At 68.0% G+C, this 10,824-nt stretch carries 8 protein-coding genes, 1 tRNA gene and 1 pseudogene; all 10 read right to left on the bottom strand.

Features of this window, described 5'->3' with window-relative positions; all coding sequences use genetic code 11:
* Window positions 1–84: 84 nt before the first annotated feature.
* Entirely contained in the window at window positions 85–267 is a 183-nt protein-coding gene (locus ACFOYX_RS08400; RefSeq protein WP_377533866.1) for a hypothetical protein, read from the bottom strand.
* A 256-nt stretch (window positions 268–523) separates the two neighbouring features.
* Window positions 524–1,594 (bottom strand): CapA family protein, encoded by a 1,071-nt coding sequence (locus ACFOYX_RS08395; RefSeq protein ID WP_322444020.1) that lies wholly within the window; start codon window positions 1,592–1,594, stop codon window positions 524–526.
* A 325-nt stretch (window positions 1,595–1,919) separates the two neighbouring features.
* Complete coding sequence (locus tag ACFOYX_RS08390; RefSeq protein ID WP_322444019.1) at window positions 1,920–2,519, bottom strand: hypothetical protein; 600 nt, start codon at window positions 2,517–2,519, stop codon at window positions 1,920–1,922.
* A 122-nt stretch (window positions 2,520–2,641) separates the two neighbouring features.
* Window positions 2,642–2,714, bottom strand: a tRNA-Arg gene (locus ACFOYX_RS08385).
* A gap of 420 nt (window positions 2,715–3,134) precedes the next feature.
* On the bottom strand, window positions 3,135–3,908 hold the full coding sequence (locus ACFOYX_RS08380) for a group II intron maturase-specific domain-containing protein (RefSeq protein ID WP_322475179.1): 774 nt from the start codon (window positions 3,906–3,908) through the stop codon (window positions 3,135–3,137).
* Window positions 3,909–4,063: 155 nt separating this feature from the next.
* Entirely contained in the window at window positions 4,064–5,494 is a 1,431-nt protein-coding gene (gene ltrA / locus ACFOYX_RS08375; protein WP_322444017.1) for a group II intron reverse transcriptase/maturase, read from the bottom strand.
* A 1,966-nt stretch (window positions 5,495–7,460) separates the two neighbouring features.
* Window positions 7,461–7,697: a hypothetical protein gene (locus ACFOYX_RS08370; protein ID WP_109800584.1), complete on the bottom strand. Its 237-nt coding sequence runs from the start codon at window positions 7,695–7,697 to the stop codon at window positions 7,461–7,463.
* A gap of 792 nt (window positions 7,698–8,489) precedes the next feature.
* Complete coding sequence (locus ACFOYX_RS08365; protein ID WP_322444016.1) at window positions 8,490–9,311, bottom strand: hypothetical protein; 822 nt, start codon at window positions 9,309–9,311, stop codon at window positions 8,490–8,492.
* A gap of 278 nt (window positions 9,312–9,589) precedes the next feature.
* Window positions 9,590–10,291 carry a PRC and DUF2382 domain-containing protein gene (locus ACFOYX_RS08360; protein WP_322444015.1) on the bottom strand — a complete coding sequence of 234 codons (702 nt, stop codon included), beginning with the start codon at window positions 10,289–10,291 and terminating at the stop codon, window positions 9,590–9,592.
* 272 nt (window positions 10,292–10,563) lie between these two features.
* Window positions 10,564–10,824, bottom strand: a pseudogene (locus ACFOYX_RS08355) (transposase); the annotation flags it as partial.

The following is a 10,824-nucleotide window of genomic DNA, read 5'->3' as shown; positions in this document are numbered from 1 at the left end:
CAATCGACAGAAAACGATGGCCGCCACGCCGGTGACGGCCATCGTTTAACACCAGTCACCTAGACGAGTAGTTCCGAATCCCGGTCAGTGGTCGTAGGCGATCAGGGATCGGGTGACGGGTGCTCCGGTTCTGTTGTTGTGCCAGATCGCGGCAGCCATCGCGAGGAGGCGTTGAGCGATGCGGACGGCGACTCCGCCGAAGGTCCGACCGCCGTGTTGTTCGAGGTCGAGTTGGCCCTTGAGGGTGTCGTTCACCGACTCGATCAACTGTCGGACCTTCTTGAGCATCGCTTCGCCGTAGCGGGCCTTCTCGCGCTTGCGTGACGGGCGGAGCAGCTCGATGCCCTGTTCAGCCAGTTGCCGCTCGAACGTCTTGGACGAGGCAGATGTACGGCCAAGCCAGCTTCAATCTGCTCCGCAAACGGATTCTCCTGGCGCATGACCGCATCAAGCCGACCACAAGATCATCGCCAGAACCCGGCATCTCGTGGAGTACCGCCAGCATGATGCGGTAGTACCGGGGTCATCCGCCGGGTCGGGCCGAGGCAGATCCCGTCGCGGCGAGTGCGGCGCAGGCGCGTAGGTTGTTGTACTTCTGGGAGATCCGGGTCGCGTCTTTCCCACGGGCCAGCTCTGGTTGTCCGGTTTGTCGGGAGATCAGCGCCGGCACCAGTTCTGCCCTTTCGACCGCCGAGCCGTGTAGGGTCACCTTTAGAACGCCGGTATCGTTGCTGTACGCGTCGTCGCTGCGCCACAGGAAGTTGCCCAGTCCATATTGGACGAAGGTGTTGCCGATCCGACCGTCGCCGAGTAACAGGTGGGCATGGGCACCGACAATGATATTGGCTCCCGCCGTGGCCAAGTCACCGGCGAGTGCGCGCGCCTCGTCGGTCGGGCACGAGTCGCCCTCCTGGCCCCAGTGCATGTAGACGACGACAACGTCGGCCTGCTTCCGAGCGGCCTGCACTGCCGCGACCGCGCGTGGTAGGTCCCGTGCCATCGCGATGCCGGCCTGGTTGTCGGTTGCCTTCCACGACGTCCACAGTTCGAAGACCTGGCTGAAGCCGAGGAACGCGATCTTCGTACCGCGTATCTCGGTGATCCACGGAGCGAACGCCCCTGCCGCGTTGTCGCCCGCTCCAACAGTCGGAAACCGGGCGGCCTTGGCCGCATCCACGGTGTCGGCCAGCCCGACCCGCCCGTAGTCCAGTGTGTGATTGTTCGCGATCGTCGCCACGTCGATCCCGGCCGCCTTCAGCGCGTCGTACGCGCTCACTGGCGCCCGGAAGTGAAATCGTTTCGGCTCCGCGGTGCCGCGCGTCGTGACCGCGGTCTCCAGGTTGACCATCGCGACATCTGCGGCGGACAGCGTCGACGAGATCGACCCGAACGCGGTCGCCGGGTTACTCAGGAGGCGAGCCGTACGGTCGGCGAATTGCACGTCGCCCGCGAAGGCCAACGTGATCTCGGCAGCTCCAGCCGGCGACCGAGACGCCGTAACCGTGGCGGAGTGGGCGGGCGGTGTTGACGCGGTATGGCACGCGGTCAGCGCCAGGGCAGCCCCCAGCGCAATGGGAAGTCGTGACCACTTCACTCTCGGTAGCGTACGGCCGACCCGCCTGATCCGGGTCTGCTTGGCTGAGGTCGGCTGACAATTCCGCACGCTGGGGCATTACAGATACTGCCGCACGTCAGCTTCGAGATCGGCGAGGCTGCGCTGGCTGGACCTGCGCAGCTTGCGGCTGGTCAGCTCGGCGAACCACCGCTCCATACGCCCTCTCTTGCCGCGATGCGCGCCCCTGTCGCGGACCGTGAGGGCCTCCGCGACGCGTCTTGATGATCATGCCAAGCGTCTGGTGGGACGCGCCCGGTCTAGCTAGTTGTACCGGTCCTGCTCGACCGCTTCGGGTATGACGGGTTCATCGCTGTTCCCAGAGCCCCCGAAGCGCCAGAGCGCGAGCCTCGATCAGACGCATACGAGGCGCCCACTCGCCCGGCTCTGTCCAGTCGGCCTGGCCCGTAATCTGGTGAGGGTGCTTGCGGTAGAGCAGGCCGGGTTTGCCGATGAAGTAGCCATCGGCGATCACGGACACGGCAAGCAGGAGACCCGTGTCCTCGCCACCAGGAAGGGCCATCCAGCCGGCGAGCGCCAGCGCCAACTCCTTGCGGATACACAGTGTGGCCGGGTGGACCGGCAGCCGGTAGTTGTTCTGCTGGAAGTAGCTGAGGACGTGGGCGCGGTTGAACTCACCTTCGGGTGGGTCCGCGTGTTCCCACCCGATCGTCGAGCCGTCGGGCAGTAGGTCGAGCACACTTGCGGTCGTCCACCCAAGGTCGGGCGACGGCGTGAAAGCCTCGATCTCCCGAGCAAGCGCGCCTGGAGTAAGTCGGTCGTCGGCCACCGTCAACGGCCGGATCGACGAGGCGTTGACCGGCGTGGCCTGGCCCGTATGATGGCCGCCATTCCGGATCTTGCCCCGGACACCCCGGCTGACCTGGGCAGGCGCCCTCAAGATCATTCCGCGCATATTCCGCGACCTATGACAAACGGCCGCGTCCAGTGACCTACGGCTGCGCACGTTGACCAATCGAGCGCCGTAGGTATTGCCAGCTCAGGCGGCGTTTTCGCTGATCTTCAAGGTGCCCCCGGCAGGATTCGAACCTGCGACACACGGTTTAGGAAACCGATGCTCTATCCCCTGAGCTACGAGGGCGCGATGGCCCAGCCTACCTGCCAGCGGGTGCCCAGGAGCACCCAGGAGTACCCGCGTGTGCTCACGGGCGCCAGCCGCCCGCTGCTCCGACCAGCGGAGCACACATGGAGCACACCGATGCCCGCCGGTCCGACCCGTGCCAACCGCTGCCCGGCCGTGACCGCGGCCGCCCATCGGTACCCACGACTCACCGAGCACATTCCGAGCACAGCAGAGATCATCTGACACACCGACAATCGGTGCGCTGGTTCAGCGTCGGGTCGGTGCCCGGTCACCCTGCTACCAGCGGATACGGAGCATCGGACTAGTTGAGTCGGCCTGGAGCGCGGTGTCAGCGTTGCCGTTGGTCCGTTTCTCCAGGCCGCTCGCCGAACCCGCCGTGCGCGTCTCCGCGCAACGGGCTCTCCACGGTTGCTGTCGTCAGGCGTTGTCGGGTGCAGGCCAGGGGCCGGGGATCGTGCGTCGTCGGTAGCGGGTCACGGGGATGGCCGCTATCGGTCGATGCTCGGTCCCGTCCGCGGTGATGGGCAGCCACCTGCCGGTTGGCGTGGTGAATCGTCTGCGGACGGCCTTCCAGTTCCAGCGGTGTCGGTGCATCAGCATCCTGATCAGCCGTTGCCAGGCGAACCGGTCCAGGGTGTGGACGGTGTGCTTGGCGACGGCGTGCCGGAAGTAGTTGGCCCAGCCGTGAGCACTCCGGCTTTGAGGAACGCCTTCACCAGTGCCAGCACGCGTTTGTCCTTCACCCGTGCTCGGACGCGGTCCATCAACGCAGTGTGGTCGATGGAGTCGAAGCACGCTTCGATGTCCGCCGAGCACCCACCGGTACCCGTTGGTGCCGTAGAGGTGGATGTCGGCGATCGCGTCCTGGGCCCGCCGCTGGGGTCGGAAACCGTAGGAGACCGGCTCGAAGTCGGCCTCGAAGATCGGCTCCAGCACCAGCTTCAGCGCCGCCTGCACGACCCGGTCCGCCACGGTCGGAATACCGAGTCGGCGGACCTTGCCCGACCCGCCGGGCTTCGGGATCTTGCGCTCCCGCACCGGCAGTGGCCGGAACGTGCCCGCTTTGAGCCGGGCACGCAGGTCGGTCAGGAGCCCGCGGACGCCGATCGACTCCTCGACATGGTCGACGGTCAGGCCGTCGACGCCGGGAGTGCGGGCGCCCCGGTTACCAGCGACCCGGTCGAACGCCATGACCAGCGTCGCCGGGTCGTGCACGAGGTTGTGAGGTCGGACCGCAGCGCGGTGCCGGTCTTTCGACTGGTCCGTTTCTGCGGCCCGCCTCCCGAACCGGACGTGCCCGTTGGCCGAGCATCCGCTCTCCACAAGCCCCGAGGGGTGTCCGGTGATCAGTTCGCGCTCGCCCACGGCGTGGGGATCGCGGCACCCCGGTAGCGGTAGCGGGTCGTGCGCGTCCGCGTCGGGTTGAACAGCACTACGTCACCGTCGGACGGCCACCAGCCGCCCTGGCAGTAGCGGCGGCGCAGCTGCTTCCACGTCATCCCGGGGTGTTTGCGGCGCAGCCAGCCCATCACCCTGCGCCAGGTGAAGCCGCGCAGGTAGGCGAACGTCGCGCTGGACACCCCGGGCTGGAAGTAGGTGCACCAGCCTCGTAGCACCGGGTTCAGGTTGTGCAGCAATACTTCGAGCGGCTGGTTCCGGTTCAACCGGCTCAGCGTTCGCACCTTGCCCGTGACCGCCTTGACGGCTTTCTTGCTCGGGTAGGTGTAGACATAGCTCTTGGCCGTGCCTGGCTTGCGGTGACGCTGGATGCGCCAGCCGAGGAAGTCCAGGCCCTCGTCGATGTGGGTGATCACGGTTTTGGCCTGCGACAGGCGCAGTCCGACCGTGGCCAGCACCGCCGCCGCCTCGTCGCGCAACGCCTCGACGTCGACCCGTTCACCCTTCACCAGAAGCACCCAGTCGTCGGCGTAACGCGACAGCCGGAACACCGGCAGCGCGCGTTGCTGACTACGCGGAAGGCTTCGTCGGTGTCGGGTGATGCGGTCGAAGTGCTCGTCGAGCACGCTCAGCGCGATGTTGGACAGCAAAGGTGACAGGATGCCACCCTGGGGTGCGCCCTCGCGCGACTCCCGCAGGCCGGTCTCCTTGCTGAAGATCCCGGCCTTCAGGAACGCCTTGACCAGCGCCAAGACCCGCTTGTCCGTGATCCGCCGCCGCACCAGCCCCATCAGGGCGGTGTGGTCGATCTCGTCGAAGCAGGCCGTGATGTCGCCCTCCAACACCCACTCGTAGCGGTGGGGTGGACCGGCGAACGTGCGGACCTCAGCGACCGCGTCGTGCGCCCTGCGCCTCGGCCTGAAGCCGTATGAGCAGGGCAGGAAGTCAGCCTCGAAGATCGGTTCAAGGACCAGCTTCAACGCCGCCTGCACGACCCGGTCTCGCACGGTGGCGATGCCCAGTCGGCGTCGCTTGCCGCCCGGCTTCGGAATCATCCGCTCCCGGACCGGCAAGGGACGGAACTGCTGCGTCTTCAGTTGGTCGCGGATCTCGGCGAGGAATGGCTCTACGCCTCGGCGCGCTTCGATGAAGAACGCGGTATGGCCGTCCACGCCGGCCGACCGGGCACCCCGGTTGCCCCGCACCCGCTGCCATGCGACCAGCAGGAACGCGGGGTCATGGACGAGGTTGAACACATCGTGGAACCGGCGATCCGGATCGTCGGTCGCCCACCGGTGCAGCTTGGCCTGGATCTTCTGTACCCGCAGCTCAGCCGACCCCAGCAAGGGCCACTCCAGCTGCGGCGCGCCGGAATTCACCAGCAGCCTCCAGACATTCCAGCATCCGCACTGCCAGCTTGCTGGCCCCCTTCGCCATGTGGACGGCTTTCCCGCCCTCGGACTACTACGAGGCCTCCGCCCCACGACGCGGTCGTCAGCCGACGACGGGCCTGCCCACCTGCGCCCTGGCCGGGCCGCAGGGAGGGCGACCGCGGGTGGTTCCCACGTTCACCACGAACCGATCGACGAGGGAGATGCCCAGCTATACCCCGACCGCCTCGCCACGGGTACGCCGCAGACATTCCCCATGGCCTCCCCACCGGCCTATTCACTCCGGCTACGGAGCCGCCCGCCTCGTGTTCATGACGGGCGCGCACGGCATACCGACCCAGATCCACCAGATTAGAGTCGGCTCGACGCTTACGGAGCTTCAACCGCTGGTTCCTCTCGTACACCTTCTCGTCTCGCTTGCCGGACCCGTCCCGTCTGGCAGTACCAGGACGTCCCGTCGTTGTCAGGACTGCTTCCCACCCTCCCCGGCGTCTCCCGGATCAGGCTGTCCTCAGCTTCAACCAGGCTGCTGCGACAGCCCAGCGGCCAGGGCCTTTCACCCTGACTCGGTCACAGTGGCGCCTCGTGGCGCGCGAACAGGTCATCGAACCGGCGGCCAGGATCGGCCGCCGCCCAACGATGAAGCTTGGCCTGCATCTCCGCTACCCGCCGAACCGGACTCTCGTCCGGGCGGGCGTCGCCGTTCGGCGGCGCGTCTTGCGGCATTACAGCATCCATCCCTTCGCGTAACCGCTGCCGCCCTTCCCCATGTGCCGGGCTCTCCCCGGCTCGGAGTACTACGACGGCTCCGCCCCACCCGGCCCGTTCGGCGGTCGGTGCGCCTATCCCGGACCGTCCGTTGGATGCGGGCGACACCGGGAGCTGTGGTCGGGTGGTTCCCGTGTTCACTGCTGCTCGTTCGTCGAAGGAGGAGCCCGACTTTGCCCCTGCGGCCTTGCCATGGGTACGCCGCAGACCTTCCCCACGGCCTCCCGGACCGGCGATCCTGTCCGGCCCGGAAGCTCCCCGACCACGCATGCGACCGGGGAAGCACCGCCATCCGGCCCCTATCCACCAGGTTCGAGCCGGTAACCCATTAAGGGACGTACTGACGCCGGTTCCTCGCGTACTCCTCTTCGTCTCGCTCGCCGGACCCGCACCATCTGGCAGTGCTGGCACGTCCCGGCTTTGTCAGGGCCGCTTCCCACCCGTCCCGGCACCACCCGGAACAGGCTGCCCTCAGCTACGCCCACCTGCTGCGACAGGCAGACGGTGGCGGTCTTTCACCTCCACTCGAACAACAGCGCCTCACGGCGCACCGGATCAGAAGGTTAGGGGTTCGAGTCCCTTCGGGCGCACAAGATCAAACGAGCCTGACCTGTGGAAACGCGGGTCAGGCTCGTTGCTTGTCCGTCCCTTGTGGACGTGTGGCTGCTCGGTGGCTGCTCGTCCGACGAGCATCCCCTACGTCCGGTCCGGTCCGGCGTGTTCCGGGGCGTCCGGTTCGGTCCAGCGGGCGTCGCGCTTGATGATCACCTTACTGATAGGCGAACGTCGATGGTATTGCTCGGTGGTGTTGCCTTTGTCGTGGGTCGCCTCTTGGTGCGGGCCCACCTGCCGGGCAGCGAGTCAGGGCGCGCACGCGAGGGCGCTACGGCCTGGTCGGGGTGGGCGTCGTCCCCAGGGCGGCCGGCAAACGGCCTGCGAGCAGGATCTCGCCGACGTCCTCGGCCAGGCCGAGCCGCTGCTCAGCGAACTCGGCTACACCGCGTGACAGCGGTCGCATCAGTAGAGTGCCAGCGGTCGCCCGCCCCGGCGCGCCGTCCCGCTAACGCGGGCCGCCGGGGCCGCCGACCGTGGGGCCGGCGACCATGCTGGGGAGAGGTTGCGGTGGTACGACGGCTACGACGGACGACGGCAGTCATGTTCGCCCTGGCCTTGCCGCCCGACCGGGTCAGCGCGGCCTGCCCCGTCGGCGGCGTACCAGCCACAGCACCAGCAGCACGACCACGGCGATAACCACCAGGCAGCAGAGCAGGCCCGCACCGCCCCGCGGCCTGCGCCCGGCGGCCTCCACCACCCGCTCGCCGGTCCCCGTGGACGCCCAGGCCGCGACCGGCACGAACAACGAGAGCACGACCGCACCAAGGACCGCGGCGAGCCGGCCCCACCAGTTGTTCCATGCAGACATGCACTCATCGTCGCCGAGTAGGACAACCAGGGCATGCCAGATGGGTGAGGCGATAAGTCACAAATCGGTGAACGGCCCGGGAGGTACCTCCGGGCCCGTAGCGGCCGCCGCCGGCCACCCGTCGCAGCACGTCACGGCCGGGTGACAAACGCCCAACGGCCTGCCCGCGCACGGCACCGGTCGGTACTGTCACGGGCGTTGGAGCGGCGGGCGCGGAAGTGGTGCCGGGCCCGCCGCTCCCACCATGTCGCCCGAAGGGGTTCCCGCGTCGGCAGGTCTAGCGTCCTTGCCGCCCCGCCCTTCGGCGTGTGGTGACGGGACGACGGACCATCAGGGGGCCGCCGCCGACAGCAGCGGATGTCCGTCGCCCCGTCGCCCAGCAGTCATCTAGCCGCGCCCGCTCGTCGCCGACTCCGACGAGGGTTATCCCTTGTAGAGGTGTGCGAGGGTCGCGCGCGGATGGCCGTGACCGCCGGGGGTTGGTAGCGCCTGAACGGGTCCGGATCGCGCCGCTGGTGCCTTGGTCACCTTGTTCCACGTTGCGGCAGACAACGGGTGGCGGGGCCGGTTGTCCGTGCGGCGCGCGGATGGCGGATCGCGCTGAGCGCCGCGCGCGACGGCCAGACGAGTCGGCCAGCGGGAATGGCAAGTTACTTACCTCTGCCGTGGGAAGCGCCGTCGGGAAGCGCCGAGATGAGGTTCCGGCGAGGGTGTGCCCGCATGCGGGCACACCCTTTCTCACGGGTTTGGGCGGCGAAACTGCTGGGTCTCGTCGCTCACGTTGCCGGACCGCTACGTGCCGCGCTGCCGGCCCTGGGTGCCGGACACGGACGACTGCGGTATCACCTGGGTGGGCTGTGCGCCCCGGTCGGCCATCTGCCGCTCGTAGTCGGCGCGGCCGGCGCCTTGCGCCTGCCGCTGCTCGCGGATGGCCCGGGACTCCTCCGCCATGCGGTCGAGCCACCGGTCCCAGCGGGTCTGCATCGGCTTCACGAGGCCACCGCCGACGCCGATGATCAGGATGCCGGCTACGGTGGCGAGGAACGCGATCAGTACCGGCGTGGTGACCGTGGTGGCGATGCCCACCTGGTTCAGCGCGGCGATGATGCCGAGCGCCAGGATGAAGACCGCCGCCAGGTTGGCCAGCACCCGCCCGTACGAGAGCCCGCCGAGCGCGCCGGTGACCAGGTCCCGCACCGCGTTGGCGATGGCGGCGGCGACGACCACGATGACGATCGCCACGAAGGCTCGCGGCAGCCACGAGATGACGCCCCGAATCAGGTCACTGATCGGGTTTGGTCCCCAGACCCCGAAGGCGAGCTGCAGGGTGAACAGCAGGACCGCGTAGTAGGCCAGTCTGGCCAGGATGTCGCTGGCGTCGTACTTGGTGCGTTCGAGCGCGCGTTTCACGCCGCCTCGTTCGACCGCGCGGTCGAAGCCCACCCGTTCCAGTACCTTGTCCACGATCTTCAGGACGGCGCGGGCGACGAGCCAACCGATCACGAGGATGACGATGAACGCGACCGCCTTCGGAACGAAGAGCAGCACGGCCCGCCATAGATCGACCAGGGCACTGCCGATGTTGACCTGGTCGACCGCGAGGGTTTTCTGCATGATGTCCCTCCTGTCGCATGAACTGCGATCCCCCGCATACCCGGTCGGTCCGCCGGCACGCCGCGCCGACTCGCGGAATCCCGACAGGCCATGGGCGAAGAGGTAGCGGCTGGCCGTGTGCCATATGTGCGCTGGGCGGTGACTTGCCCGCTGCAACCAAAGGTGAACGAGGCGCGATGGTGAACCCCGAGTTCGTCGGCTAGAACCCTAGCCTGACGGGCGGACGGGTCGTGTGACCCGCACGCCCATGGGCGCCTGCTCGAGGAGTGCCTCGGCGCTTACCGCCGGCGGCGGCTGGGCTCCGGGATGTTCGTCTCGACCTCCTCGTGGCGGACCTGCTCGTCGATCGGCTGGTCCTCGACCACCTCGTTCTTGGTCAGGTGGACCCGCTCGACCGGCACCCGGTCCTTGGCCACCACCGGATGCTCGGCGCGCAGCTGCATCTCCTGCTGCGCCTCACCGATGTCGGCGCGAACGTTGCCCGCGTCCGCGGCGGTGATCGGCTCGCGCTCGACGTACACCTCGTCGTGCTCGACCGGCACGGTTGTGTGCACGTTCTCGGTGACCATCTTCTTGCGCAGTACCGCCTTGCCCGCAGGCTGGCTTTCCGTGCCCACCCGCAGCCGTTCCTCGGAGCGGATCAGTTCCTCGCGGGCCTGCGGCGTCTGCTGCGGCTGCATGCGGTAGTGCGCGTACAGCTGCGCGGTCTGCTCGGCGGTCAGCGGCTGGTCGTTGCCAGGCTCGACGCTCGGGGCGCTTTGGACGGTTGCCTTGTCGTAGGCGACCATCAGCTTCCCCTCCTGCATCTGCGCGTTGCCCAGCGGGGCCATGGGCTCAGGGCCGCCGCCGGTTTGCACGCTCACCCAGGCCGGGTAGCCCGCAGTGGCCCACACCTGGCGGACCTTGCCGATCTTGGCACCCGACTGGTCCTGGACGTCCTGGCCGTACAGCGAACGCACCTGCTGTTCAGTGAGTTGCACGAGTCGTCCTCCTCTCGCCTGTCACCGCCCCGCGTACCCGACGAGCCCCCGGCCATTCGCCGCCCCGGGGCGCCTACCCGACGGGGACGAGCGGACCGCGCGGCCGACCAGGCATAACGATTGCAGATGTGGGCATTCACGCCCACCCTGTGGCAAATGCGAGGGAAGGAGAAGACATGAGCACTTATCCCATCCAGCCTGCGGCAGCCGGCCCCCGGCGCAGCGGCGAAGACTAGTCCCAACGCCGTTCAGTTAGGGCGGCGGTTGGCGTGTCAAGGGTCGGGGCTGATGACGTCGATGCTGGTGGTGGCTTTGTAGCTGCGTCGGTCGATGTTTGGGCCGCGGGCTTGGTATTTGGAGTTCGAGCGTTTGATCATGCGGGTCTTGGTGCGTAGGCGGCGCTCGGGTAGCAGGTTGGCCAGGACCTGAGCGCCGATGACGCCGACCAGGTCGATGACGGTCTCGGCGACGACGCCGGCGGCGTGCACGATCTGGTCACGGGCGGTGTTCAGGGCGGTGGTGAAGCTGGCCCG

The sequence above is a fragment of the Micromonospora sp. GCM10011541 genome (assembly GCF_042650725.1).
GTDB lineage: Bacteria > Actinomycetota > Actinomycetes > Mycobacteriales > Micromonosporaceae > Micromonospora > Micromonospora sicca.
Note: the sequence above shows the minus strand (reverse complement) of the source record. Positions and strands in the feature narration are given on the sequence as shown.

Excerpts from the sequence above, each read along its gene's own strand:
- ACFOYX_RS08390 (WP_322444019.1), bottom strand. The coding sequence starts at position 2,519 with ATGATCTTGAGGGCGCCTGCCCAGGTCAGCCGGGGTGTCCGGGGCAAG.
- ACFOYX_RS08365 (WP_322444016.1), bottom strand. The coding sequence starts at position 9,311 with ATGCAGAAAACCCTCGCGGTCGACCAGGTCAACATCGGCAGTGCCCTG.
- ACFOYX_RS08380 (WP_322475179.1), bottom strand. The coding sequence starts at position 3,908 with ATGGCGTTCGACCGGGTCGCTGGTAACCGGGGCGCCCGCACTCCCGGC.
- ACFOYX_RS08370 (WP_109800584.1), bottom strand. The coding sequence starts at position 7,697 with ATGTCTGCATGGAACAACTGGTGGGGCCGGCTCGCCGCGGTCCTTGGT.